The organism is Methylobacterium sp. Leaf111, from assembly GCF_001423285.1.
Taxonomy (GTDB): Bacteria; Pseudomonadota; Alphaproteobacteria; order Rhizobiales; family Beijerinckiaceae; genus Methylobacterium.
This window is the reverse complement of record NZ_LMNE01000074.1, coordinates 112486-138065: the sequence shown is the minus strand read 5'-3', so window position 1 is coordinate 138065 and position 25580 is coordinate 112486. Positions and strand designations below refer to the sequence as shown.

Annotated in this window: 23 protein-coding genes; 14 read left to right on the top strand and 9 right to left on the bottom strand. The window is 71.1% G+C overall.

The window, feature by feature from the left end:
* Nucleotides 1–57: 57 nt before the first annotated feature.
* Nucleotides 58–1515 (bottom strand): EAL domain-containing protein, encoded by a 1458-nt coding sequence (locus ASF41_RS23375; protein WP_056497565.1) that lies wholly within the window; start codon nt 1513–1515, stop codon nt 58–60.
* A 245-nt stretch (nt 1516–1760) separates the two neighbouring features.
* On the opposite strand from ASF41_RS23375, the gene ASF41_RS23370 reads away from it, so the two are divergent.
* From ASF41_RS23370 to ASF41_RS23360, 3 genes are all read left to right on the top strand, one after another.
* The gene (locus tag ASF41_RS23370; protein WP_056218669.1) at nt 1761–1982 is read left to right on the top strand and encodes a heavy-metal-associated domain-containing protein; all 222 of its coding nucleotides are present in this window, start codon (nt 1761–1763) and stop codon (nt 1980–1982) included.
* 229 nt (nt 1983–2211) lie between these two features.
* Nucleotides 2212–3885, top strand: coding sequence for a formate--tetrahydrofolate ligase (locus ASF41_RS23365; protein WP_056497561.1), 1674 nt, complete (start codon nt 2212–2214; stop codon nt 3883–3885).
* 121 nt (nt 3886–4006) lie between these two features.
* A complete protein-coding gene (locus tag ASF41_RS23360) occupies nt 4007–4684 on the top strand; it encodes a spermidine synthase (protein ID WP_056497557.1) in 678 nt (225 codons plus the stop codon).
* A 7-nt stretch (nt 4685–4691) separates the two neighbouring features.
* Here the strand turns inward: ASF41_RS23360 and ASF41_RS23355 are convergent, their stop codons facing one another.
* The 3 genes from ASF41_RS23355 to ASF41_RS23345 form a co-directional block, all read right to left on the bottom strand.
* Complete coding sequence (locus tag ASF41_RS23355) at nt 4692–4907, bottom strand: hypothetical protein (protein WP_056497554.1); 216 nt, start codon at nt 4905–4907, stop codon at nt 4692–4694.
* A 142-nt stretch (nt 4908–5049) separates the two neighbouring features.
* Nucleotides 5050–5376, bottom strand: coding sequence for a hypothetical protein (locus ASF41_RS23350; RefSeq protein WP_244479762.1), 327 nt, complete (start codon nt 5374–5376; stop codon nt 5050–5052).
* Nucleotides 5377–5470: 94 nt separating this feature from the next.
* Nucleotides 5471–6040 carry a GNAT family N-acetyltransferase gene (locus tag ASF41_RS23345; protein WP_056218658.1) on the bottom strand — a complete coding sequence of 190 codons (570 nt, stop codon included), beginning with the start codon at nt 6038–6040 and terminating at the stop codon, nt 5471–5473.
* 294 nt (nt 6041–6334) lie between these two features.
* On the opposite strand from ASF41_RS23345, the gene zapE reads away from it, so the two are divergent.
* The 4 genes from zapE to ASF41_RS23325 all read left to right on the top strand — a co-directional run bounded on the left by zapE (nt 6335) and on the right by ASF41_RS23325 (nt 11477).
* Nucleotides 6335–7513 (top strand): cell division protein ZapE, encoded by a 1179-nt coding sequence (gene zapE / locus ASF41_RS23340; RefSeq protein ID WP_056497616.1) that lies wholly within the window; start codon nt 6335–6337, stop codon nt 7511–7513.
* Nucleotides 7514–7948: 435 nt separating this feature from the next.
* Nucleotides 7949–8428, top strand: a complete 480-nt coding sequence (locus tag ASF41_RS23335; protein WP_056218655.1) for a (2Fe-2S)-binding protein — start codon at nt 7949–7951, stop codon at nt 8426–8428.
* Complete coding sequence (locus ASF41_RS23330; protein ID WP_056497552.1) at nt 8425–10788, top strand: xanthine dehydrogenase family protein molybdopterin-binding subunit; 2364 nt, start codon at nt 8425–8427, stop codon at nt 10786–10788. Before ASF41_RS23335 ends, ASF41_RS23330 begins: the two co-directional genes overlap by 4 nt.
* 296 nt (nt 10789–11084) lie before the next feature.
* The gene (locus ASF41_RS23325; protein WP_056497549.1) at nt 11085–11477 is read left to right on the top strand and encodes a hypothetical protein; all 393 of its coding nucleotides are present in this window, start codon (nt 11085–11087) and stop codon (nt 11475–11477) included.
* Nucleotides 11478–11600: 123 nt separating this feature from the next.
* On the opposite strand, the gene ASF41_RS24535 is transcribed toward ASF41_RS23325, so the two are convergent.
* Nucleotides 11601–11828 carry a hypothetical protein gene (locus ASF41_RS24535; RefSeq protein WP_082487457.1) on the bottom strand — a complete coding sequence of 76 codons (228 nt, stop codon included), beginning with the start codon at nt 11826–11828 and terminating at the stop codon, nt 11601–11603.
* A 392-nt stretch (nt 11829–12220) separates the two neighbouring features.
* On the opposite strand from ASF41_RS24535, the gene ASF41_RS23320 reads away from it, so the two are divergent.
* The 6 genes from ASF41_RS23320 (at nt 12221) to ASF41_RS23295 (ending at nt 17738) form a co-directional block, all read left to right on the top strand.
* Nucleotides 12221–12409, top strand: coding sequence for a hypothetical protein (locus ASF41_RS23320; protein ID WP_056218648.1), 189 nt, complete (start codon nt 12221–12223; stop codon nt 12407–12409).
* Nucleotides 12410–13177: 768 nt separating this feature from the next.
* A complete protein-coding gene (locus ASF41_RS23315; RefSeq protein WP_056497613.1) occupies nt 13178–14224 on the top strand; it encodes a sulfate ABC transporter substrate-binding protein in 1047 nt (348 codons plus the stop codon).
* A 63-nt stretch (nt 14225–14287) separates the two neighbouring features.
* Nucleotides 14288–15160 carry a sulfate ABC transporter permease subunit CysT gene (cysT, locus tag ASF41_RS23310; RefSeq protein ID WP_056497546.1) on the top strand — a complete coding sequence of 291 codons (873 nt, stop codon included), beginning with the start codon at nt 14288–14290 and terminating at the stop codon, nt 15158–15160.
* A complete protein-coding gene (gene cysW, locus ASF41_RS23305; RefSeq protein WP_056497543.1) occupies nt 15153–16037 on the top strand; it encodes a sulfate ABC transporter permease subunit CysW in 885 nt (294 codons plus the stop codon). The genes cysT and cysW overlap by 8 nt, the downstream gene beginning before the upstream one ends.
* 4 nt (nt 16038–16041) lie before the next feature.
* Nucleotides 16042–17088: a sulfate/molybdate ABC transporter ATP-binding protein gene (locus tag ASF41_RS23300; protein WP_056276262.1), complete on the top strand. Its 1047-nt coding sequence runs from the start codon at nt 16042–16044 to the stop codon at nt 17086–17088.
* Nucleotides 17089–17177: 89 nt separating this feature from the next.
* Nucleotides 17178–17738 (top strand): DUF4337 domain-containing protein, encoded by a 561-nt coding sequence (locus ASF41_RS23295; protein WP_056218638.1) that lies wholly within the window; start codon nt 17178–17180, stop codon nt 17736–17738.
* Between the two features lie 65 nt (nt 17739–17803).
* Here the strand turns inward: ASF41_RS23295 and ASF41_RS23290 are convergent, their stop codons facing one another.
* Together ASF41_RS23290 and ASF41_RS23285 are read right to left on the bottom strand one after the other, a co-directional pair.
* Nucleotides 17804–20140, bottom strand: coding sequence for a Tex family protein (locus ASF41_RS23290; RefSeq protein WP_056381858.1), 2337 nt, complete (start codon nt 20138–20140; stop codon nt 17804–17806).
* Between the two features lie 92 nt (nt 20141–20232).
* On the bottom strand, nt 20233–21693 hold the full coding sequence (locus tag ASF41_RS23285; protein ID WP_056497608.1) for a glucan biosynthesis protein: 1461 nt from the start codon (nt 21691–21693) through the stop codon (nt 20233–20235).
* Between the two features lie 240 nt (nt 21694–21933).
* Here ASF41_RS23285 and mdoH point away from each other — a divergent pair, with 240 nt between their 5' ends.
* Complete coding sequence (gene mdoH, locus ASF41_RS23280) at nt 21934–23844, top strand: glucans biosynthesis glucosyltransferase MdoH (RefSeq protein WP_082504757.1); 1911 nt, start codon at nt 21934–21936, stop codon at nt 23842–23844.
* A 45-nt stretch (nt 23845–23889) separates the two neighbouring features.
* Here the strand turns inward: mdoH and ASF41_RS23275 are convergent, their stop codons facing one another.
* Together ASF41_RS23275 and ASF41_RS23270 are read right to left on the bottom strand one after the other, a co-directional pair.
* Nucleotides 23890–24312, bottom strand: coding sequence for a hypothetical protein (locus ASF41_RS23275; RefSeq protein WP_056276272.1), 423 nt, complete (start codon nt 24310–24312; stop codon nt 23890–23892).
* Nucleotides 24313–24382: 70 nt separating this feature from the next.
* Nucleotides 24383–25564, bottom strand: a complete 1182-nt coding sequence (locus tag ASF41_RS23270) for a PLP-dependent aspartate aminotransferase family protein (protein WP_056497540.1) — start codon at nt 25562–25564, stop codon at nt 24383–24385.
* Nucleotides 25565–25580 lie beyond the last annotated feature (16 nt).

Below are 25580 nucleotides of genomic sequence, written 5' to 3'. Positions count from 1 at the left end.
TCGGGGAGCGCCGCCCGGTTAGGCGGGACCTCCGGGAAAAGCAACGCCGCGCGGGTCTCAGCCGGCCCGGCGCAGGAAGTCGCGGAACGGGCGGCGCTGGGGCGGCGGCTCCGGATCCTCGCTCGGCGGAGTCGGCTCGGACGAGGCCGGGGCCGCCTGGAGCACCTCGGCGCGCACCACCCGGGCCGGCGCGAACACGCTGCCCTGCGCCAGGGGCACATCGAGCTCGATGAGGTCGGGCACATCGGTCTCGCGCTCCACGCCCTCGGCGACGAGGCGGATGCCGGCCCGCGCCAGGGAAGCCACGAGGTCCTCGAGGGCGATGTCGGGCATGGCCTGGCGCGAATCCGGGCGCAGCAGCAGGTCGGCCGGGACCTTCACCTGTGCGACCCCGCGATCCGCGAGGGCCAGGGGATCGAGGCGCAGGTCGAGGGGCCGGTCCAGGATGAAGCCGATGCGTCCGCGCAGGTCGGCCAGGGCGCCGGCCTGCTCCGCGTCGAGGTTGCGCCAGCTTGCCTGCGGCAGGGCCAGCATGACCCGTCCCGACAGGTCCGGCGCTCCTTCGACGAGGCGCCCGAGCGAGCGCAGGAAGCCCGGCTCGAACAGGGAGCGCGGCGACAGGCCGTAGGCCACCGCCGCCTGGCTGCCCCGCCCGGCGAGGTGCTGGGCGATGGTGGCGACCCGCTGGAGCATGCGGCGGTCGAGGTCGGTGGTGCGCCCGTGGCGCTCCAGCACCGGCACGAACGCCTCCGGCATCAGGGTCTCGCCGGCTAGGCGCAGGCGTGCCATCGCCTCGTAGGACACCACCTTGCGCTGGGGCAGGGACACGATGGGCTGGAGGTGGACCTCCAGGCCGGCGGCGTCGAAGGCGGCGATCAGGGCCGCGTCGCGCGCGGGGTCGCGCACCGGGGCCTCGGCCCGGCCGAGGGCCCGCGGCGTCCAGGGCGCGACCAGCGGCGGATCGGTGCGCCGGAGAGGCGGCGCGTCGAAGCGCGGCTCGGGGCGAATTTCAGGCTCCGGAGCGATGACCCGCGGCACGGGGCTGAGCGGAGGAGCGACGGGTGGAACGACGGGGGCGGGCACGGCCTTGAGGCCGGCGATCTCGCCGTCCTGCGCCGCCACCACGGCCGCGAGTTCCCGCACGATGCCGCTGAGGAGACCGATCTCGGCCGTGACCTCCTCGATGCCGGCGCTGAGGTCGCGGGGATCCGGGCCGGGGGCGCTCGCGGGAAGCCCCGCATCGACGGCCCGAACCTGCTGCTCGGCCAGGGCGCGGGTCACCGTCTCCAGCCGGACCAGCCGCTGCGACAGCACGTCCACCTCGCCCGACAGCTTCTCGCACCGGGCGGTCAGCGTGCCCGCGCGGCGATGGGCGACGAGGGCCGCCACGAGCCCGAGGCCCGCGAGCCCGAGGCTCGCCCCGAGCGGGGAGAAGACCGCGAGCGGCCCGAGAAGGCAGAGCCCGAGCAGACCGAGGGCCCACAGGCTCGTACGCCGGCCGATGATCCGGGCCATCGGAGTCTTCGATCCTCGATACGACAGGGAAATACGGGTGCCGGTCCGACCTCGGCCGGTCCGGCGTTCTTTTGTTGCCGAGACGCTCCCGGCCCACAAGCCACCGGACGGCCCCGCAAACGGATTTTCCCGAACTGTGTCCTGTGCTTCCGGGACGTCCCACGCGGCGCGCGCCGGACCGCTTGCATCGGCGTCGCGAGGCGCCACAATGCGCCCCGCGGAACGAGAAGCCCGGAGCGAACCTCATGGACGCGACGCCATCGGACCTCCTGATGCAGGTGGAGGGCATGACCTGCGACGGCTGCGCCGCGGCGGTGTGCCGGGCCATCCAGCGCCTCGACCCCGAGGCCAAGGTCGCGGTCGACCTCGATCACGGACGCGTCGCGGTGACGACCACCGCTCAGGCCCTGAGCATCGCGGAGGCGCTGAACGAGGCCGGATACACAGCGAGTGCCATGACGGGCTGACACAGGTCTGATCCCAAACAAATTTTTGCCTGCAAATTCAAAATTTCCGACGCGCTTTTGCTTGTCCCTTCACGCAAACTGATGCGATCGATGATGCGTGGCCGCTTGGCCGATCCGCACGGCCCAACGTCGGCGGATCCGGTCCTGGCGGCGAACGACGAACGCCAGCGGACGGAATGCGGCCTTGCCGGACCCGATCGCGCAAGAACAATCCGGGAGAAACGCACCAATGCCCTCAGATATCGAGATCGCGCGCGCGGCCACGCTTCAACCGATCACCGAGGTCGCCGCCAAGATCGGCATCCCGGACGACGCGCTGCATCACTACGGCAAGCATATCGCCAAGATCGACCACGCCTTCATCAAGTCGCTCGAGACCAAGTCCGAGGGTAAGCTCGTCCTCGTGACGGCGATCAGCCCGACGCCGGCCGGCGAGGGCAAGACCACCACCACGGTCGGCCTCGGCGATGCGCTCAACCGCATCGGCCAGAAGACCGTGATGTGCCTGCGCGAGCCCTCGCTGGGGCCCTGCTTCGGCATGAAGGGCGGCGCGGCCGGCGGCGGCAAGGCCCAGGTCGTGCCGATGGAGCAGATCAACCTGCACTTCACCGGCGACTTCCACGCCATCACCTCAGCCCACAGCTTGGCGGCCGCCCTCATCGACAATCACGTCTACTGGGCCAACGAGCTCAACATCGACGTGCGCCGCATCCACTGGCGCCGCGTGGTCGACATGAACGACCGGGCCCTGCGCGCCATCACCCAGTCCCTCGGCGGCGTCGCCAACGGCTTCCCCCGCGAGGACGGCTTCGACATCACCGTGGCCTCCGAGGTGATGGCGGTGTTCTGCCTCGCCAAGGACCTGGACGACCTCGAGGCGCGCCTCGGCCGCATCGTCATTGCCGAGACCCGCGACCGCAAGCCGGTGACGCTCAAGGACGTCAAGGCCACGGGCGCCATGACGGTGCTCCTGAAGGACGCCCTGCAGCCCAACCTCGTGCAGACCCTGGAGGGCAACCCGGCCCTGATCCACGGCGGCCCCTTCGCCAACATCGCCCATGGCTGCAACTCGGTGATCGCCACCCGCGCGGGCCTCAAGCTCGGCGACTACGTGGTCACGGAGGCCGGCTTCGGCGCCGATCTCGGTGCGGAGAAGTTCATCGACATCAAGTGTCGCCAGGCCGGCCTGAAGCCCTCCGCAGTGGTCATCGTCGCCACCGTGCGCGCTCTCAAGATGCATGGCGGCGTCTCCAAGAAGGAGCTCGGCTCCGAGAACCTTGAGGCCCTGGAGAAGGGCTTCGCCAACCTGGCGCGCCACGTCGCCAACGTGCGCAGCTTCGGTCTGCCCGTCGTCGTGGGCGTCAACCACTTCTACGCCGACACCGATGCGGAGCACGCCAAGCTGAAGACGCTGTGCCGGGACAAGCTCCAGGTCGAGGCCATCACCTGCAAGCACTGGGCGGAGGGCGGTGCCGGCGCCGAGGAGCTCGCCCACGCCGTGGTCAAGCTCGCCAACGGCGAGCAGAAGCCCCTGAGCTACGTCTACGAGACCGAGACCAAGCTCACCGACAAGATCCTCGCCATCGCCACCAAGCTCTACGGCGCCGGCGACATCCAGGTGGAGTCGAAGGCCGCCACCAAGCTCGCCCAGTTCGAAAAGGACGGCTACGGCCACCTGCCCGTCTGCATGGCCAAGACGCAGTACTCGTTCTCCACCGACCCGAGCCTGATGGGCGCGCCCTCGGGCCACCTCATCGCGGTGCGCGACGTGCGCCTCTCGGCGGGCGCGGGCTTCGTCGTGGTGATCTGCGGTGAGATCATGACCATGCCGGGCCTGCCCAAGATCCCGGCCTCGGAGGGCATCCACCTCGACGCCAACGGGCAGATCGAGGGGCTGTTCTAGCCCGCAAGAACCCGCCCCCCGCGTCGGGCGGGGGGCGGGTCGGCGCGCGGTGCCACGTGATCCGGTCGGCGACCCGTGCTAGCCAAGTTCGCATGATCCGCCCTACCCGCCAGTCCCCCTCGTGATCCCCTGGGTCGTTCTCGGCACCGCGTCCGTGCCGGGCGGGTCGGACTCCCTGCGCCTGCTGCAGCGGGGCACCGAATTCTCGATCCAGCTCGGCCACAACGAGCTGATGAACAGCCGGCTCAGCGGCTCCGAGGAGGCGCTGGCGACCCTGACCGCCGGGCGGCTCGGGCTCCGGACGAATGCCTGCTGGCTGATCGGCGGCTACGGCATGGGCTTCACCCTCCGGGCCGCCCTCGACGCCCTGCCCGCGGAGGCCCGGATCGTGCTGGCCGAGCTCGTGCCGGCAGTTCTGGACTGGGGCCGCGGCCCCCTGGCGGGCCTCTCGTCCGAGGCGCTGTCGGACCCGCGCGCCGAGGCGCGGGTGGCGGACGTCGCCGCGGTGATCCGCGCAGGGCGCGGGACCTACGACGCGATCCTCCTCGACGTCGACAACGGCCCGGACGGGCTGACGCGCCGCGCCAACGACCAGCTCTACGACGCCGCGGGCCTCGCCGCCGCACGGGCCGCCCTGCGCCCCGGCGGGGTTCTGGCCGTGTGGTCGGCCCATCCCGATCCAGCCTTCACCCAGCGACTGGCGCGGGGCGGCTTCCGGGTGGAGGCGGTCGGCGTGCGGGCCGGGCGCTCGCGCGGGGCGCGCCACACCATCTGGCTCGCCGAGCGACCGGCCCGGTGACGGAATCTCAGGCCGAGGCACTCCGGCGCTCGCGCTGCCGGCTGAGGCGGGTCGCGCCGTAGATCGCGGCGAGCTGGCGCCGGGCAGCCTTGACGGGGGCTTCGTTCCGCTCGTCGCAGGCGGCCCTGATGATGCGCAGGGCATCGGCCACGGAACGCTCTAGGCGCGCTTCGGCCGGACGGCTCAGCGGGCGGGTGGTCTGGGTGGTCTCGGTCCGGTCCATGCTGGGCCCCTCGTCGGCGAGCCCGTCCTCTCCCGGGGCGGGTCCCGGCGGCGACCATCGGCAGAGGGCGGGGCGGCAACAAGGCAGCGTGGCCGTAAGCGCGGGCGCAGGTCGGCGTCAGGCGACGGAATGCCCCCGGACCTCAGTCCCGGCCCTGGCCCTCGTTGAACTTGTCGCGACAGGTATAGCCGACGAAGCACTTGGGATCGTCCCGGGTCGTCTCCCAGGACGGCTGGGTGGTTTCCGGCAGCGGGCAGAACCCGCCGTCGCGCACGAAGCGCGCGTAGGTCGCCGGCCCCGTACTCATCACGATGGCGCCGGCCCGGGCCACCAGGGCCGCGGCTTCGGCGCAGGTCATCGCGCGGGTGTCGGGACGGGCCGGGGCATCGGTCTGGGCCAGGGCCGCGCCCGGCAGGAGAGCCGTGCAGGCGAGGAGGACGGACAGGCTCCGCCGCGAAAGATCCATCATGGTGCCCCCTGGCCGAGCCCGGGCGGGGGGAACTCGTCCGGGCGGCGTCATACCGGCCACGATACCTCCCGGCCCCCGTGCGGCAAAGCCGGACTCACGCCGCCGTGAGGGCGAGGGTGAAATCCACCGCCTCGGTGACGCCCTCCTGCCACAGGGAGACGGGGGTCGGACGGGCGAGATGCAGGGCGCCGTCCGCCTCGCCGCCGGTGATGCGCAGGTCCGCGCCGACCTTGGCGGCGAGGCCCCGCATGGGCCGGTTCCAGGCAAGGCAGCGCACGTGCAGGTCGCGCACGCCGCGGTTGCGGGCCGCGGCGGCGATCCGCCGGAACAGGGCTTGGCCGAGGCCATGGCGGCGATAAGCCTTCTCCACCGCGAAGGCGGCCTCCGCCTCGGTCCCGAGGACGAAACCGGGCGGCGGCGCGGAGGTGGGACGCAACTCGCCGAGCCCCCGCAGGGTGCCGTCGACGAAGCAGCCGAACATCAGGCCCTCGGCGCTCAGGGCGTTGCGCGCATAGGTGAGCGCGGCCGCGTCGCTCAGCGCGCCCATGAAGCGGTTGGCCCGGGTCTCCGGGTCGAGCCGCAGGAAGTAGGATTCCACCGCCGGGCCATCGTTGGGCCACAGGCGGCGGAGGATCGGTTGAAGGGTCGGATGCGTATCGGGCATCGGGTGCCGGTCTCCGGTTTCGGGGCGCGCAGGACGTGCCGGTTCCGGGCGTAGCCTCCATCAAGGCGGATCAGATCTGGCATCGCTGCCACATTTGTGCAATGCAGCAAAGCGACCGGCTGCCGCGCGTCCGGCGCCGGAACCGGATCCGGGGCTTGATCCCGCGGGGTGGCCGCGTCAGACCGGCAGATCCGCCGGCCGCCCGATCCCCTCCTCCGCGAACAGGTCGCACACCCCGTGAACGCCCCCTCCTCCTCGGGCCTCGCGCCGTCGAGCCAGGCCAAGGCCGGCGCCGTGTCCCCCGGTCCGGTCTCCGACCGCTACGAGGCCCTGGTCCGCACCGCGGCCATCGAGCGCGACCCGGCGCAGATCCACTTGGTGCGCGCCCTCGACCGCCTGGTGCTGGAGCTCGGCCGCCGCAAGCGCGCCCGCAAGGGCAGCGCGCTCGGCTGGCTGTTCGGCCGCCGGGACGATGCCGCGACGACGCCCAAGGGGGTCTACATCTGGGGCTCGGTGGGACGGGGCAAGACCATGCTGATGGACCTCTTCCACGAGGCCGCCCCCGAACCGAAGCGCCGGGTGCACTTCCACGGCTTCCTCGCCGACGCGCACGAGCGCATCCACGCCCATCGCCAGGCCCTGAAGGCTGGCACCGCCAAGGGCGACGACCCGATCCCGGTGGTGGCCGATGCCCTGGCCGACGAGGCGACGCTGCTCTGCTTCGACGAGTTCACCGTCACCGACATCGCCGACGCGATGATCCTCGGCCGCCTGTTCGGCGCCCTGTTCAAGCGCGGCGTCACGGTGGTGGCGACCTCCAACGTCGAGCCCGACCGGCTCTACGAGGGCGGCCTGAACCGCGCCCTGTTCCTGCCCTTCGTCGCCGAACTGCAGGATCGGGTGGCGGTGCTGCGCCTCGATTCCCGCACCGATTTCCGGCTGGAGAAGCTCGGGGGCGCCTCGGTCTATCACGTGCCCGCGGACGGCACGGCGGCGGCGGCCCTGGCGGCCGCGTTCAAGGGCCTCACCGGCAAGGCCAAGGGCCGGCCCGCGACCCTGCGGGTGAAGGGGCACGATGTGCCGGTGCCCGAGGAGACCGGCGGCGTTGCCCGCTTCGGCTTCGCCGACCTCTGCGCCCAGCCGCTCGGCGCCTCCGACTACATGGCGGTGGCCCGCGCCTTCCACACGGTGATCGTCTCGGACATCCCCGTGATGGGGCCGGACAACCGCAACGAGGCCAAGCGCTTCATCACCCTGGTGGACACCCTCTACGACGCTCACGTGAAGCTCGTCGCCTCGGCCGCGGCCGAGCCCCAGGCCCTTTACACCGCCACCGAGGGGCGCGAGGCCTTCGAATTCGACCGCACGGTCTCCCGCCTGATCGAGATGCGCTCCTCGGAATACCTCGCCCTGCCGCACGGGGCCGGCGATTCCAGCGCGAGCGGGTCGAGCGCCGGCCTGGTCGAGACCTGAACCGCGAGACGCGAGAGCCGGGAGGGCCGACCGTCACCGGTTGGGATTTGCGTGGAAGCCGGCAAAAGCAACGTGCGACCCGGCGATCCGGACCACCCGTCCGGCTTCGCCCCGTGCGCAACGGCACATGGAGGTCGCATCGCCCGTCCGGGGACGGATGACGGGGCCAGCCTCCGGTTGCGCCGCAACAGCCCGGACGTTTAATTGGATTCATTCCGAGGTGCGGGGCGTGGGGGCTTCGTGCGCTGCGACGGCTCTCCCGATCGGAGAGGCCGGATCCGCCGCCGCATCTCAGGACCTTTCGATGCGGACGGCGACGCCACGTCGACCGTGCCAACGCCCGACATGTGACCCCGACGGCTTCCCGCCGGTTGATGGATTGGCGTGACGCCGATCCCGACCGGTCCGTGGCCTGATCCATGACAGGATACACCGATGATCAAACTGACCGTGAACGGAGCTGAACGCAGCTTCGACGGCGATCCCGACATGCCGCTGCTGTGGTACCTGCGCGACGAGGTCGGGCTCACCGGAACCAAGTTCGGCTGTGGGCAGGCCCTCTGCGGCGCCTGCACCATCCATGTGGGCGGAACGGCCGTGCGCGGCTGCGTCACCCCCGTCTCGGCCGCCGAGGGGCAGGCCGTCGTCACCATCGAGGGCCTGTCCCCCGACGGCAACCATCCGGTTCAGGTCGCCTGGCGCGACCTCAACGTGGCGCAGTGCGGCTACTGCCAGTGCGGGCAGATGATGCAGGCCGCCTCCCTCCTCACCGAGACCCCGAAGCCCACCGACGCGCAGATCGACGAGGCCATGAGCGGGAACCTGTGCCGTTGCGGCACCTACCCCCGCATCCGCGCCGCGATCCACCAGGCCGCTGGCCAGAAGCCCGCCGTGAACAAGGGAGAGCGCCTGTGATCCACGAAGCTCAAACCATGGCGGCCCGCGCCACCGCGCCGGCCGACGCTGCACCCGTGGAGACCGGCCCCGGTCCGAGCGCCCTCGCCAATGTCAGCCGCCGCGCGATGCTCGGCGGCATGGGCGCCCTGGTGCTCGCCCTGTCCTGGCGTGACCCGGCCCAGGCCGAAGACAAGAAGGACGAGCCCAAGAAATACGGCGCCGATGCCATGCCGCATGGCTGGCAGGACGACCCGAAGGTCTTCGTCGCCATCGCGTCCGACGGCACCGTGACGGTGACCTGCCATCGCTCCGAGATGGGCCAGGGCGTGCGCACCTCGATCGCCCTGGTGGTGGCCGACGAGCTCGAGGCCGACTGGTCCAAGGTGAAGGTCGCCCAGGCCTGGGGTGACGAGGCCCGCTTCGGCAACCAGGACACCGACGGCTCGCGCTCGCTCCGCCACTTCTTCCCGCACCTGCGCCATGCCGGTGCCGCGGCCCGCGCCATGCTGGTCCAGGCCGCCGCCAAGCAGTGGGGCGTGCCGGCGAGCGAGGTGAAGGCCGAGAACTCGATCGTCACCCACGCCAAGTCGAAGCGCAGCCTCGGTTACGGCGAGGTCGCGGCCGCCGCCGCCGAATTGCCGGTGCCGGCCCGCGAGAGCGTCGTGCTGAAGAAGCAGGACGCCTTCCGCTACATCGGCAAGGGCAAGATCGGCCTCATCGACAACCACGACTTCACCGTCGGCAAGGCGATGTACGGCATCGACACCCGCCTCGACGGGATGCTCTACGCCCTCATCGCCCGCCCGCCCGTCTACGGCGGCAAGGTCAAGAGCGTCGACGATTCCGAGGCCATGAAGGTCGCGGGCGTGGTCAAGATCTTCACCATCGACGCGCCCGAGATCCCGTCCGAGTTCCAGCCCGTCGGCGGCGTCGCCGTGGTGGCCAAGAACACCTGGGCGGCGATGAAGGCCCGCGAGGCCCTCAAGATCACCTGGGACGACGGCCCGAACGCCACCTACGATTCCGTCGCCTTCCGGGGCGAGCTGGAGAAGGCGGCGCGCGCGCCCGGTAAGGTCGTGCGCGACCAGGGCGACGTCGCCGGGGCCATGGCCAAGGCCAAGACGAAGCTCGAGGCGGAGTACTTCGTGCCCCACCTCGTCCAGGCCCCGATGGAGCCGCCGGCGGCCACCGTGCGGATCAAGGACGGGTTCTGCGAGGCCTGGGCCAATACCCAGGCGCCCCAGGCGACGCATGATCGCCTCGCCAAGAAGCTGAACCTGCCTGCCGACAAGGTGAAGGTGAACGTGACGCTGCTCGGCGGCGGCTTCGGCCGCAAGTCGAAGCCCGACTACGTGCTGGAAGCGGCCCTGTGCAGCCAGGCCGTGGACGGGGCGCCGGTCAAGCTGATCTGGACCCGCGAGGACGACCTCCACCACGGTTACTACCACACCATCTCGGTGGAGCGCCTGGAGGCCGGGCTCGACGACAAGGGCATGCCGGTCGCCTGGCTGCACCGCTCGGCGGCGCCCACCATCGGGTCGATCTTCGCCCCCGACCCGAAGCACGAGCTGCCGTTCGAGCTCGGCATGGGCCTGACCAACACGCCGTTCGCCGTGCCCAACATCCGTCTCGAGAACCCGGCGGCGGATGCCCACGTGCGCATCGGCTGGTTCCGCTCGGTCTCCAACATCCCGCACGCCTTCGCGATCCAGTCCTTCGTATCCGAACTCGCCCACGCGGCGGGACGTGACCCGAAGGAGTACCTGCTCGCGTTGATCGGTCCTGACCGGCTCATCGACCCGACCAGCATCAGCGACGTCTGGAACTACGGCGAGGATCCCGCCCGCTACCCGATCGATACGGGGCGCCTGCGCCGCGTGATCGAGGCGGCAGCCAAGGGCATCGGCTGGGGTCGCAAGATGGAGAAGGGCACCGGCCTCGGGATCGCTGGCCACTACAGCTTCGTCACCCACACGGCGGTGGCGGCGGAGGTGGCGGTCGGCCCCAAGGGCGAGGTGCAGGTCAAGCGCGTCGACATCGCCATCGATTGCGGACCGCAGGTCAATCCGGAGCGGATCCGTTCGCAGATGGAGGGCGCGGTCGTCATGGGCATGGGCCTGGCGCTCACGGCCGAGATCACCTTCAAGGACGGACGCGCGCAGCAGAACAACTTCGACGGCTACGAGATCACCCGCATCGATGCGGCGCCGAAGGAGATCCATGTCCACCTGCTGCCGAACCCGGACTACAGCCGTCCCCTCGGCGGGGTCGGCGAGCCCGGCGTTCCGCCCGTGGCTCCGGCGATCGCCAACGCGATCTTCGCCGCCACCGGCCGGCGCATCCGGCAGCTGCCGATTCGCGACCAGCTGAGCGCCTGATCGGGCATCGCCCTCCCGGGTTCCGGGAGGGTTCGGGGCGCAGGGCGGATTCGTGCCGTCCTGCGCCCCGTCTCATATCCGGCCCCATCGGATCCGACCGCACCCTGGCGGAGGCGAAGGCGTCCGGACGCCCACGCACGCTCGTGCCGATTCGGCCTCGGGTCGGCGAACCGTGTTCCCGCCGGCGGTTTTCCCGCCCCGCCAAGGGAGCCCGGCCTCGCTCCCGGGGGTTGACCCTCCGACGGAGGCGGCCTCGGTCGAGCCGACCCCACCATCCGAATCAAGGACAGCAATCGATGACCCGTTTCCTGTGGCCCGTTGCCGGGTGTCTCGCCGCCGGTTTCCTCGCAGCGGGTGCGGCGCCCGCCCTCGCCTCGCCCTGCGGCGATCGCATCGCCAAGCTCGAGGGACCAGTGAAGGATCTGGCCAAGGAGGCGATCTCCGCCAACACCAGCGGCAAGGCCACGGCCAGCGCGCGCAGCGGTCAGGGCATCACGGGAAGCGGCGGCAGCGTCTCGGCCGAGGCCGCGGCCCCCGAGAAGTCGGCGGAGGCCGGAGAGGGCGGCGACAAGGCGATGCAGGCGAAGGTGGCCCTCGACGAGGCGCGCACGGCCGACAAGAAGGGCGATGCCAAGGCCTGCGGCGAAGCGGTCGATCGGGCGCAGAAGCAAGTGGACGGCGCGCCCTGAGGCGCGGGCCCCGGCCATGGGGCCCGGGGGAGCGCTGGCCCCGTCATCAGGGGCCGGCGCGGGTCTTACGGGTTGGGGTGAATCGGGGGCGGCGACGGCATCCGCCCCACCTGCCTACGGATTTCAGGCGCTGGTGACGGCCGCGAGAGCGTGGTCGTTTCCGTTCAGGCCAGCGCAGAGATCATCGATCTCTGCCAGATCAAGAGCTTCCCCGGAATCGCTCGCAATAGCATCAATCAAGTGATCCTGATGCGGGCTGAAGGGATGCCCCTGCAAACGATAGAATTGATAATAGCGAAGCGCGGCTAATACAGCATCACGTTCTCGATCAGTAATGGTAATATTCTGCATGCCGGTTATAATTCCCGTTATTGGTTGCGGGAGTTCGAGAAACAACCACTCTGCGGCGCCGTGAGCTTGGATGTTGTAAGCGAATCCAGACGGATTCGTCCATCACCGGAAACCCTCCGTTAGCCGTTTCACCATCGACCCGAACCGCCCTTGAACGGCCAAGTCTTTGGCCGGTCGCCATTTCCGCCGAAGGGCGCCGGCAGAGGTTTTTTTTAGCCCTGCGATTTTATCCTATGCGCTTGACAACCTTTGATAAGTCTTGCGGCGCTTGCAACACCGGCGCGCCGGACCCATCGCGGCGTCAGCGTATCCTTAACCGATCGGTGCCACTGTCACGCTTCGACCGCCCTGCCTCGTGCGCAGCGCGGGATGCGAAGGCCGGGGTCCGAGTCATGCCCAAGACCCGAAGCGAATATTCGTCCGGAGCCGATGGGGTGCGGCCCGCCACGCCGACGCTTGGCCCCAGCGTCCGCCGCCATCTCGGGCACACCCTTCGCTCCTTCTACGCCGAGATCGTGGCCGATCCGCCGAGCGCACGGCTCGAGGCGCTGCTCGCCCGGCTCGGCAAGGGTAAGCGCTGAGCCCCGGGTGTGGCCCGTTTACCGCGTTTCCGAATCTTGCCCTCGCATGTGCGTGAATTCACGGACGGTTCACGCCGGGATCGCTAGTGGTGCGTTGATCCGATGAGCACGCGCACTCCGCCGCGCTCTCACACGAAGCAGTTCCATGATCACGCTCGCCCTCGTCGTCGTCGGCAACATCCTGCTGGCGTCCCTGTTCTCGCTCATCGCCGTCGCGACGGACTGAGCGTTCCGCGCCGTAGCCTGAGGCCGGCGCGCCCCATTCCTCAGCCACCCTCACATTCCCGCCTGCCGCCAGCGGTAGCCGGGATCCTGCCCTGAGGCGGTCCCCGATGCCCCGAGGCTCCCGCCTGCGGGGTGTTCGGCGTGGCCTCGGCCGGGTGGGCCCGCGCCCCCGACCTCATCCTCGAGGGGGCGGGCACCGGGCACCCTTCTTCCGCGGTGAAGCCAACCGATCGCGGCGATCGCCTCCCCCCGGCGCAGGACACCCGACCAGCTTCGAAAAATGATGGAAATGTCCTTTCTATAGAACCCCGACGCGACCAGCAGTTTCTTCTTCCGTCGAGAACCGAGGGAGTATCCTGTTCTCCCCCGAGGTAAATTCGCTTTCGATCGGGGGGTCTCCGGGGAACGAAGGGACCCATACCGGCTTATCCGACCCAAGTCCGACGCTTGACAACGTTCGTTAAAACGAACGAAACCAGCACCGCCGGGGTCGCGATGCGGATGCCTCCGCTCCGGCTGCGCGAGCCAGATTCGGAGACCCCCGTGAGCGAGACTTCTTCCCGGACCACCGGCCGCACCCGCCGCCATGCAGTCCTGCTCGGCGCCGGCCTCGCCGCGGCCCTGCTCGCGCCGACCCTGGCCTGCGCCCAGACCGAGCTCCTCAACGTCTCCTACGATCCGACTCGCGAGCTCTATCGGGAGATCAACGCGGCCTTCTCCGAGGAGTGGAAGGCCAAGACCGGCGAGACCCTGACCGTGCGCGCCGCACATGGCGGCTCGGGCTCGCAGGCCCGCACGGTGATCGACGGCATTCCGGCCGATGTAGTGACCCTCGGCATCCCGTCCGACATCGACGCGATCAGCCGGATCTCGAAGAAGATCGTCCCCGATTGGCGGACGAAGCTGCCGAACCAGGGCCTGCCCTACACCTCGACCGTGGTGTTCCTCGTGCGCAAGGGCAACCCGAAGGGCGTGACGGACTGGGGCGACCTCGTGAAACCCGACATCAAGGTCATCACCCCGAACCCGAAGACCTCCGCCGGCGGTCGCTGGAACTTCCTCGCAGCCTGGGGCTACGCCTACGAGAAGGAGGGCAAGGACGCCGACAAGGCCAACGCCTTCGTGGGGGCGGTCTACAGGAACGTCCCGGTCCTCGACACCGGCGCCCGCGGCTCCACCGTGACCTTCGCGCAGCGCGGCCTCGGCGACGTGCTGCCCACCTGGGAGAACGAGGCCTACCTCGTGTTCGAGGAGTTCGGCCGCGACAAGTTCGATGTGGTGGTGCCGCCGACCTCCATCTACGCCGAGCCCCCGGTCGCCCTGGTCGACGTCAACGTCGACAAGAAGGGAACCCGCAAACAGGCCGAGGCTTATCTTCAGTTCCTCTATTCCGACCGGGCGCAGGCCATCTTCGCCAAGCACCATTACCGCCCGCTCAACCGCGCGGCGGCCAAGCCCGAGGACCTGGCGCAGTTGCCCGAGCTTAAGCTGTTCAAGATCGAGGATCTGCAGGGCGACTGGGACGAGATTCAGAAGAAGAATTTCGACAACGGGGGCCTGTTCGACCAGCTGAGCAAGGCGGGGCGCTGACCCGGCGCTCCCCGATCCCCGCGCTTACCCGGGCGGGGCCCGAGACCTGAGCAGGACACCACCATGGCCCCGCCCCCGCGCGCCAACCCGCCGACCCGTGCGAAGCGCCGCTTCCTCCGTCCGAGCGTGATCCCCGGTTTCGGGCTCGCCTTCGGCTACACCCTGACCTGCCTCGGCCTGATCGTGCTGCTGCCACTGGCCGCTCTGGTGACGCGTGCCTCCGGCCTCGGCTTCGCGGGCATCTGGGAGGTCGCCACCGATCCACGCGTGGCCAGCGCCCTGCGCGTCAGCTTCGGCGTCTCCCTCCTGGCGGCGCTGACGGCCTCGGCGTTCGGCTTCCTCATCGCCTGGGTGCTGACACGCTACCGGTTTCCCGGCCGCAAGATCGTCGACGCGGTGGTGGACCTCCCCTTCGCGCTCCCCACCGCCGTGGCCGGCATCGCCCTGGCCGCCCTCTACGCCCCCAACGGCCTCGTCGGCGCGCAGCTGGCGCGGATCGGCATCGAGGCGGCCTACACGCCCGTGGGCATCTACATCGCCATGGTGTTCATCGGCCTGCCCTTTGCGGTGCGCACGGTGCAGCCGCTGATCGCCGAGATCGACAAGGAGATCGAGGAGGCCTCCGCCACCCTCGGGGCGGGGCGCGTCCACACCCTGGTGCGGGTGGTGCTGCCGCCGCTGATCCCGGCGGTGCTCACGGGCTTCGCCCTCGCCTTCGCCCGCGGGGTCGGCGAGTACGGCTCGATCATCTTCATCGCCGGCAACCTGCCCTACGTCTCCGAGATCGCGCCGCTCCTCATCGTCATCAAGCTGTCCGAGTACGATTACGGCGGCGCCTGCGCCATCGCCACGATCATGCTGGGCATCTCGTTCCTCACCCTCCTCGCCATCAACCTGATCCAGGCCTGGAGCCGGCGGAGATTCGGCTATGTCTGAGACCTTCGCCCCCGTCACCCTCGCCGAGGCGCGTCCGGCCAGCGTCGTCACCGAGGGGCGCTGGATCCGCTGGCTGCTGATCGCCGTCGCGATCCTGTTCCTGGCGCTGTTCCTGGTGCTGCCGCTCCTCACCGTGTTCGCGCAGGCCTTCGCCAAGGGCTTTGCCGCCTACCTCGCCGCCTTCACCGAGGCCGACGCCCACGCGGCGATCCGGTTGACGCTGCTGACCGCCGCCATCGCGGTGCCGTTCAACCTCGTCTTCGGGATCATGGCCTCCTGGGCCGTCGCCAAGTTCGAGTTCTGGGGCAAGAACCTGCTCGTCACCCTGATCGACCTGCCGTTCTCGGTCTCGCCGGTAGTCTCGGGCCTGATCTACGTGCTGGTCTTCGGGGCGCAGGGCATCCTTGGCCCGTGGCTGCTCGATCACGACGTCCAAGTCATCTTCGCGGTACCGGGCATCGTGCTGGCGACCATCTTCGTCACCTTCCCGTTCGTCGCCCGCCAGCTCATCCCGCTGATGCAGGAGCAGGGCACGGCGGAGGAGGAGGCGGCGCTGACCCTCGGGGCGTCCGGCTGGCACGCCTTCCGGACGGTGACGCTGCCCAACATCCGCTGGGGCCTCCTCTACAGCGTGCTCCTCTGCAATGCCCGCGCGATGGGCGAGTTCGGCGCGGTCTCGGTGGTCTCCGGCCACATCCGGGGCCTCACCAACACGCTGCCGCTCCACGTGGAGATTCTCTACAATGAGTACAACTTCGTTGCCGCTTTCGCCGTCGCCTCCCTCCTGGCCGGCCTCGCCCTCGTCACCCTCTGCGTCAAATCCCTCCTCGAATGGCGCTACGCCGACGAGATCGCCGCGGGCGCCCGGGGCCACTGAGCGGGTGGGCGGCTCCACCGCCATCCGGGTCGAGGCGCTGTCGAAGACGTTCGACACGGCCGCGGTCCTGCACGACTTCTCTCTCGACGTGCGGGCGGGCGAGTTGCTGGCGCTGCTCGGCCCCTCGGGCTCGGGCAAGACCACGCTGCTGCGCATCATCGCCGGCCTCGATTTCCCCGATGCGGGCCGCATCGTCTTCGGGGCCGAGGACGCGACCCGGCTCCCCGTGCAGCAGCGCGCGGTGGGCTTCGTGTTCCAGCACTACGCCCTCTTCAAACACATGAGTGTCGCCGAGAACATCGCCTACGGACTCAACGCCCGGAAGCGGTCCGAGCGCCCGGCCAAGGCCGAGATCAAGCGCCGGGTCGGCGACCTCCTCGACCTCATCAAGCTCTCCGGCTTCGCTGACCGCTATCCAAGCCAGCTCTCCGGCGGACAGCGGCAGCGCATCGCGCTGGCCCGGGCGCTCGCGGTGGAGCCGCGCGTCCTCCTGCTCGACGAGCCGTTCGGCGCCCTCGACGCCCAGGTGCGCAAGGACCTGCGCCGCTGGCTGCGCGAGATCCACGACCGCACCGGCCAGACCACGATCTTCGTGACCCACGACCAGGACGAGGCCCTGGAGCTCTCCGACCGTGTCGCGGTGCTCGACAAGGGCCGTCTGGAGCAGGTCGGCACTCCGGACGAGGTCCAGGAGGCGCCGGTCTCCGCCACCGTGCTGAAGTTCCTCGGCGACACCATCGAGGTCGAGGCGATCGCGCAGGGCGGCGAGGTCCGCGTCGACGGCCGCCTGACGCCGGTGCGGGCCCCCGAGGGCCTCGTCGGTCCGGTCAAGCTCTATGCCCGCCCCTGGCAGCTCCAGTTCGCCGAGGGCGATCAGGCCCATCTCCAGGGCGTCGTGCGCTCATCCTACCGGACGCAGGGGCGTCAGCGCATCGAGGTCGACCGGCCCGAGGGCAAGACCGTGGTGGTGGAGGCCGCCGACACCAACCGCTTCGCCGCCGGCAGCCCCGTGGGCCTGCGGATCATCGGCGGCCACGTGTTTCCGAACTAGCGTGGGTTTTCCGGACTGACGGGAAAGCGTCTTGCGCTCGCCGACGCGATCGGGTGTGACTGCCGCCATCCAAATCAGGAGGAGGCAGCATGTCGGGTGGTCACGGGGCGGGCAGCGGTTCGAACAAGCGCGTCGCGCTGCTGATCTCGGTGCTGGCGCTGTTCCTGGCGCTGGCCGAGACCCTGGCCAAGGGCGCGCAGACCGACGCCCTCGGGGCCAATGTCGAGGCCTCCAACCAGTGGGCCTACTTCCAGGCCCGCACCATCCGGGGCACGGTCCTCAAGACCGCCGACGAGACCCTGGCGCTGCTGCCGCCGGAGGTGGCGAATGCCGAGGCCGTGAAGGCCAAGCGCGCCGAGTGGGCCAAGACCATGGCCCGCTGGGACAGCGAGCCCGCCACCGGCGAGGGGCGCAAGGAACTGGCCGAGAAGGCGCGGCACTCGCAGGAGGTGCGCGACCTCGCCCTGCACCGCTACCACCATTACGAGATCGCCTCGGCCGCCTTCCAGATCGGCATCGTGCTCGCCTCGGCGGAGGTCATCACCGGCATCTTCGCCCTGGTGGTCGGCGGCGGGCTCCTGGGCGTCGCCGGCCTGGCCCTGCTGGGCTTCGGCCTCTACGCGCCGCACGCGCTGCCGTTCTTCCACTGAACGTGTCCCCGTGAGCCCGTCCCCGGCGGCGCGCCATCGGCACCCGCCGGGCGAGGACGGGGCGCTCAGCGCTTCGGCATTCCCTTGGCGAGGGCCGCGCGCCGCAGAGCCTCGGCCAGGGCGCCGCCGGCCTCGGGCGCCGGCGCCGGATTAGCCCGCAGTGCCGGTCTCGCGGCCGGAGCCGGAGCGGGCGGCGCCTCGCGGCGGGCGGCGGGACGCGGCGCGCCGGCCTCGTCCGAGCGCATCGTGAGGGCGATGCGCTTGCGGTTGGGATCGACCTCGACCACCCGGACCTGCACGACGTCGCCGGGCTTCACCACCTCGCGGGGGTCCTTCACGAACCGGTCGGCCAGCATCGAGATATGCACCAGACCGTCCTGGTGAACCCCGACATCCACGAAGGCGCCGAAGGCCGCCACGTTGGTGACGACACCCTCCAGGCGCATGCCCGGCTTCAGGTCGGCGATCTTCTCGACCCCCTCCTGGAAGGTCGCGGTCCGGAAGGCCGGGCGCGGGTCGCGACCCGGCTTCTCCAGTTCCGACAGGATGTCGGTGACGGTGGGCAGGCCGAAGGTCGCGTCGGTGAAGACCTTCGGGTCCAGGCTGCGCAGGGCGCCGGTGTTGCCGATCAACGCCTGGATCGGCTGGCCGGTGGCGGTAAGGATCCGGCGCACCACCGGGTAGGCCTCCGGGTGCACGCCCGAAGCGTCGAGGGGATCGGTCCCACCGCGGATGCGCAGGAAGCCGGCGGCGAGTTCGTAGGCCTTGGGCCCGAGCCCCGCCACCTTCTTCAGGCCGGCGCGGCTGCGGAACGGGCCGTGGGCGTCCCGGTGGCCGATGATGTTGGAGGCCACCCGCGCGGTGAGGCCCGAGACCCGGGCCAGCAGCGGCGCCGAGGCGGTGTTCACGTCGACCCCGACGCCGTTCACGCAATCCTCCACCACCGCGTCGAGGGAGCGCGCCAGCTTCCCCTCGGCCAGATCGTGCTGGTACTGGCCAACGCCGATCGCCTTCGGCTCGATCTTGACGAGCTCGGCCAGGGGGTCCTGCAGGCGCCGGGCGATGGAGACCGCGCCGCGGATCGAGACGTCGAGCTCGGGCAGCTCCGCGCTGGCATAGGCCGAGGCCGAGTAGACCGAGGCGCCGGCCTCCGAGACCATCACCTTGGTTAGTTTCAGCTCGGGCTGCTTGGCGATGAGTTCGGCGGCGAGCTTGTCGGTCTCGCGCGAGGCGGTCCCGTTGCCGATGGCGACGAGCTCCACCTTGTGCGTCCGGCAGAGCTTGGCGAGAGCGATCAGGGCGCCGTTCCAGTCGCGGCGCGGCTCGTGCGGGTAGATCGTGTCGGTGGCCACCACCTTGCCGGTGGCGTCGACCACCGCGACCTTCACGCCGGTGCGGAAGCCCGGGTCGAGCCCGAGGGTCGGGCGCGCCCCGGCCGGGGCCGCGAGCAGGAGGTCGCGCAGGTTGCCGGCGAAGACCGTGACCGCGCCGGCCTCCGCCACGGCCCAGAGCCGGGCGCGCAGGTCCGTGTCCGTGGCGGGCTTCAGGCGGGTGCGCCAGGTCCGCCGCACCGTCTCCATCAGGAAGGCGTCGCCGGGTCGGCCCTGGTCGCGGATGCCGAAGGTCTTGGCGATGCGCAGTTCCTGCGAACCGGGCTGGCCCTTGGCAGGCTCCTCGCCCACCGCGTCGGCGATGGCGAGGTCGAGCACCTCTTCCTTCTCGCCGCGGAACAGGGCGAGGATGCGGTGCGAGGGCAGCTTCGCGAGGGCTTCCGAGAAGTCGAAGTAATCCGAGAACTTCTCGCCGGACGCCGCCTTGCCGGGCTTCACCGTGGCGACCATCCGGCCCCGCTGCCAGCCGGTCTCGCGGAGCGAACCGACCAGCTCCGGGTCCTCGCCGAAGCGCTCGATCAGGATGGCGCGCGCACCCTCCAGGGCGGCCTCGACGTCGGCGACGCCCTTGCCCGCGTCCACGTAGGCCCGGGCAGCCGCCTCGGGAGACTGGTCGGGCCGGGCCAGCAGAGCCTCGGCGAGGGGGGCGAGCCCGGCTTCGCGGGCGATCTGCGCCTTCGTCCGCCGCTTCAGCTTGAAGGGCAGGTAGAGGTCCTCCAGCCGGGCCTTGGTGTCGGCCGCGAGGATCCGCGCCTTCAGGCCGGCCTCGAGCTTGCCCTGGGCCTCGATCGCCTCCAGCACCGCCGCCCGGCGGGCCTCCAGATCGCGCAGGTAGGCGAGGCGCTCCTCCAGGGTGCGCAGCTGCGCGTCGTCGAGAGTGCCGGTGACCTCCTTGCGGTAGCGCGCGATGAACGGCACCGTCGCACCGCCGTCGAGCAGGTCGACCGCGGCCTTAACCTGCCATTCCGCGACGCCGAGTTCGGCGGCGAGACTCGTGTTGATGGCGGCCATGAGGCGTCTCCGGGTGGGGCCGGGTGTCTACAGGGCCGGCCGCCGGGAGGTCAAACCCACCGCCGGCATGGCCAGATCGTATGGGCGGATCGTCAGGCGACCGCGTCCCAAGTCTCCGTTACGGCCCGGCCGTCCCGGACGAGGCGGGCGCGCAGGATCACGTCGCCCGCCGGCAGCGGCGTCGGCGGCCGCCACTCGACGTAGAGCCGCCAGCCGCCGGTCTGGGGCACGAACTCCACCACCGGGTCGACCATCGTGCCGGCGCTGGCGGACGCGTCGGCGGCCAGGTCCGCCCCGCGGTCGGCCGGCAGGCCCGGCCCCGCGAAATCGATGACGTAGAGGCGACGATCCGGGCTCGGCGGCGTGGTCGGGCGCAGGCGCTCGGCCGAACCCACCCGTGTGGAGACGACCCGACCGAGGGTGCCGGGCACGACCGTCGCCGGCTCCGCCCCGACCGTCGTGAGGGTGTAGGACACGGCTCGCTCGGTCCCGGCCGGCAGAGGCGCGCCGGGCACGAAGGCCGCCACGATGTTGTCCATGTACTCCTCGCGCGACGGGATCTCGAAGAGCCGGACCGCGCCGGCCCCGAACCCCGCTTCCGGCGTGATCCAGAGTCCGGGCCGCGCCTCGTGCCGGGCCTGCACGTCGAGATAGGCGGGAAAGTCGCGGGCGCGCTGGAGCAGGCCGAAGCCCTCCAGGGGGTCGACGCCGAAGGCCGAGATCTGCGGCTGCGCCCGGCCGTTGACCAGGGGCCGCCACAGCCGTTCGCCCCGGGTCACCACCGCCAGCCCGTCGGAATCATGCACCTGCGGACGGAAGTCGTCGAAGGGCGCGGCGCTCCGCGCGCCGGGCCCGTTCGCCCCGTGCAGGAACATGCTGGTGAGGGGGGCGAGCCCGAGATGCTCCAGGGCGGTGCGGGGATACAGGGACGCCTCGACATGCATCACCGAGGGGTCGCCCGGCGCCACGCGGAAGCGGTAGGCCCCGGCGAGGCTCGGGGAATCGAGCAGGGCATAGATCTCGATGGTGCGGGCATCGGGCTCCGGCTCGCAGATCCAGAAGGCGGTGAAGTCCGGGAATTCCTCCGCGCCCGGTCCCCCGGTGCGCAGGGCGGCGCCGCGGGCCGAGAGCCCGTATTCCTGGCCGAACCCGCGCAGCCGGAAGTAGGAGGCGCCGAGGAAGACCAGGAATTCCTCCTGGTCCGCCGGCCGGTCGACCTGGAAGGCATGATGCAGCCGGAAGCCCGCAAAGCCGAGGTCGGAGGGAAAGCTCTGCCCCTTCAGGCTCGGTCCGAGGTCGAACAGGTCGGGGGCGTAGGGGATCTGCTGGGCCGGACCGTTGCGCGGCTGCCGGTACAGGGCGACGCGCTTGCGCTGCAGGAAGCCCCGATGGAACAGCTGGGCCGAGAAGCGGCGGCCCAGCGGCAGGCTCGCCTCCGGCCGGAAGGTGATGGCGCGGTAGCCGTCGTAGGACAGGCCGGCGAGCGGCGGCGGCAGATCGTCCGGCTGGGCCTGGTAGGGGTGCGCCGCGAGCGCCCGCGCCTTCGCCTTCACGACCTCGAATGATAGGGGATCGGGAGCCGCCGCGCGCGTTCGGCCCGCATTCAGATCGTGTGCGGTAGGCAGGACCATCCCGACGGCCACGCTGAGCGTGGTCCGAAGGGTCTGCCGCCGCGAGAAGGACTCGGTCTGTCCGCGTCCCTCGAGACCCTCGCCATCGCGCATCTGTTCCCTTTCGCCGGCCCGCCCGGTCGAGGGATCACGGTGTCCCCTCCTTCGAGTTTCCCGCGCCCCATGTCCCACAGGTTGTCGCACGACGCCCCGGCGGCTGAAATCCCGGGTCCGCTGGAATTCTCGCCCGAGGCGCGCGGTTCCTTCTCCGCCGCGGTCCTGGCCCGCCGGCTGCTGCTGGCTCTCCCGCCCCTCGCCCTGGGCGCTCTCGTCGCCGCCCTGGCGCTCGGCGCCTATGGAACGCCGTCCGGCCTCCTCGGCGGGGCGGTGCTCGGGCTGTTCGCCCTCGTGATGACCTGGCAGGCCTTCGTGGCCTGGCAATACGTCTACGGCCTCGTCGCCACGGCTTTCGGCGACCGGGCGAAATCCGCCCTGGAGCGACGCTCCCTCACCGTGCCGGCGGAGGCCTCGGGCCTGAGCCGGACGGCGGCCGTGGTGGCGATCCACGCGGAGGACGCCGTGGCGGTGTTCGCGGCGCTGCGCGTCATGGCCCGCTCGCTGCAGCGGGCCGGGGGCGACGGCGGCGACATCGACATCTTCGTTCTCTCCGACACGCGGGACGGGGCCATCGCGGCGATCGAGGAGCATGAATTCGCGCGGATCGAAGCCTGGACCCGCCAGCACGGCCCCGGCCTGCCGCGCATCCGCTACCGGCGCCGCCGGGACAATGCCGGCCGCAAGGCGGGCAACATCGCGGAGTTCTGCAAGACCTACGGGCCCGAATACGACTTCATGATCGTGCTCGACGCCGACAGCCTGATGACCGGCAGCGCCATGCGCCGCCTCGCCCGGCTGATGGAGGAGAACCCCCGGGTCGGGCTGATCCAGACCGTGTCCTACGCCACCGGGCGCGACACCCTGTTCGCCCGCATCCAGCAATTCGCCGTGCGGCTCTACGCGCCGCTGGCGATCCGCTGCCTGGAGACCTGGCAGGGGCCGGACGGCAGCTACTGGGGCCACAACGCCATCGTGCGCGTCGCGGCCTTCGTCAACAATGCCGCGTTGCCCGTGCTGCCCGGCAAGGCCCCCTTGGGCGGCGAGATCCTGTGCCACGACATCGTCGAGGGCGCGCTCCTGCGCCGGGCCGGCTGGGAGGTTCGCCTACTGCCGGAGATGGGCGGCACCTGGGAGGAGATGCCGACGAACCTCGTCGACCTCCTCGGGCGCGAACGCCGCTGGTGCCAGGGCAACATGCAGCACCTGCGCGTCACCGCCATGCCGGGCCTGCGCCCCGCCAGCCGCTGGCACCTCGCCGTCGGCATCCTGTCCTACGTGGCCTGCCCGCTCTGGGTGCTGTTCCTCGCCTTCGGCACGCTCCAGGCGGCACGGACCGGCGATCTCGGCCTGCTCGGCTACGGCCTGACCGGCACGGGCGCCGCCGCCCACGCCCTCGCCGCCCTGGTGGTCACGATCCTGGCCGTGCCGAAGCTCCTCAGCCTCGGCCACGTGCTGGCTTCGGCCGAACGCCGCGCGGCCTTCGGCGGCACCGCCGCGCTCCTGAAGAGCGCCGTCCTCGAACAGGCGATCTGGGTCCTGCTCTGGCCGGTGATGACGCTGTTCGCGGCGGGCGCCGTCGCCACCACCTTCGTGGGGCGCGTCGTGCGCTGGGACGCGCAGGTGCGCGACGACCGCCGCGTACCGTGGGCCGAGGCCTGCCGGCTCCAGGTCGACACCCTCGTGGCGGGCGCCCTGCTGGCGGGCGGCCTCGCCTTCGCCGGCGATCCCTGGCTCGCCCTCTGGATGGCTCCGGTGGCGCTCGGCCTGCTGTCGAGCCCGGCCCAGAGCGTGCTGACGAGCAGCGCCCGCCTCGGCCGGATCTCGCAGACCCGGTGCCTGTTCCTGACCGTGGACGACACCGCCCGCGCGCCGGAGCTCACCGCCCTGGCGCAGAGCCGCGGCGGGGCAGCCGAGGCCGGCCGTGGTCGGGCCGAGCCGACCTGGCTCGCCGACGAGGTGCCGGCCTCCTCGAGCTGAACCGGGACGACGTCCGCCCCGCGAGTCGTCCGGCCCGGACCCGCGTCACTGCTTCTCGAGCACCTTGATCGGGTCGGTGCGCTGGGCCGGACTCGGCTCCTTGGTGGCGCTGCCGGTGCCCTTGCCGGCGCGGGAATCGTCGGCCTGCCTCGGCAGGCCGGTGCCGCTCGCCAGTTCGAGGCAGGTCACCATCTCGACGTAGGATGGGAAGCCGCCGGCCTCGAACTGCTTCTCGCACTGGCGCTTGGCAGCGGGGGTGAACTCGTTCCAGCGGCGCTTGACCTCGTCGTGCGAGGCACGCTCGGAGCGCAGGCAACCTTCCTGGCTGGCATTGTCGCTGACGCTCGCCGAGGCCGCCGACTGGCAGGTCTTCTCGATGTTCAGCTCGGGCGGCCCGCTGTCGGCACGGGCGGGCACGCCGAAGAGGAGGAGCGCGAAGGCTCCGGTGAGCAGGGCAGGCTTCGGCATGGTCGGGCGGTCTCTCGCGATGATTCTGCCCACCAACGCGCGAAGCCCCTTCCCCGCACCACGCGAAAATTCACGCGTCCCGCAGGGCGGCGTCGAGGTCGGCGAACAGGTCGTCCACCGCCTCGATCCCCGTGGACAGCCGCAGGAGATCCGGCGGGCACGGGGAATCCGGCCCCTCCACCGAGGCCCGGTGCTCGATCAGGCTCTCGACGCCGCCGAGCGACGTCGCCCGCTTCCACAACCGAACCCGCGCCGCCGCGGCAATCGCCGCCGCCTCGCCGTCCCGCACCCGGATCGACAGCATGAAGCCGAAGCCGCCCTGCATCTGCCGGGCCGCCACCGCATGGCCGGGATCGTCCGGCAGGCCGGGATAGAGGACGCGCGAGACGTTCGGATGCGCCTGGAGGCGGCGGGCGAGTTCGGCCGCGCTGGCGGCCTGCGCCGCCGCCCGCAGCGGAAGGGTGCGCAGCGAGCGCATCAGCAGGTAGGCCTCGAACGGGCCGAGGATGGCCCCGCCGCCCGAGCGGATCGCCGCGAGGCGCTCCCAGAACGCGTCCGCCCGGGCCCCGGCGAGCACCCCCGCCACCACGTCGGAATGGCCGTTCAGGATCTTGGTGGCCGAGTGCATCACGATGTCGGCGCCGAGCGTCAGCGGCCGGGTGTGGATCGGGGAGGCGGCGGTGGAATCGACGGCGAGACGGGCGCCCGCCGCGTGCACGAGGCGGGCGGCCTCGGCGATGTCGGTGACCGTCCAGAGCGGGTTGCCGGGGGTCTCGATCCAGACGAGCGTCGTGGTGCCGGGCCGGATCGCCCGTTCCAGGGCGGGCAGGTCGTCCATGTCGACGAAATCGACCGCGATCCGCCGGCGCGGCATCTCGGCGTCGAGCCAGCGCTTCAGGCCCCAGTACATCACCCGGGGCGCCACCACGTGGTCGCCGGGCTCCAGGGCCGTGAAGACGGCGGTGGCCGCCGCCATGCCGGAGCCGAACAGCAGGGCGCCGGCCGCCGCGTCCTCCAGCATCGCCAGCACGGCCTCCGCCTCCCGCACGGTGGCGTTGTCGGGGCGCGCGTAGGAGAAGCCCGAGCTGTAGCCGTTGTCGGGATCGCGCAGGAAGGTGGTCGCCACGTGCAGGGGTGCCACCACGGCCCGCGTCACCGGGTCGACATGGCCCAGGGCCTGGGCGGCGAGACTGCGCTTCGCGAACGCGGGCGCAGCATCCGAAGGCGGCTTCGGTGCGTTCGGTTCCGACATGGGGCGTGTTCGTCCG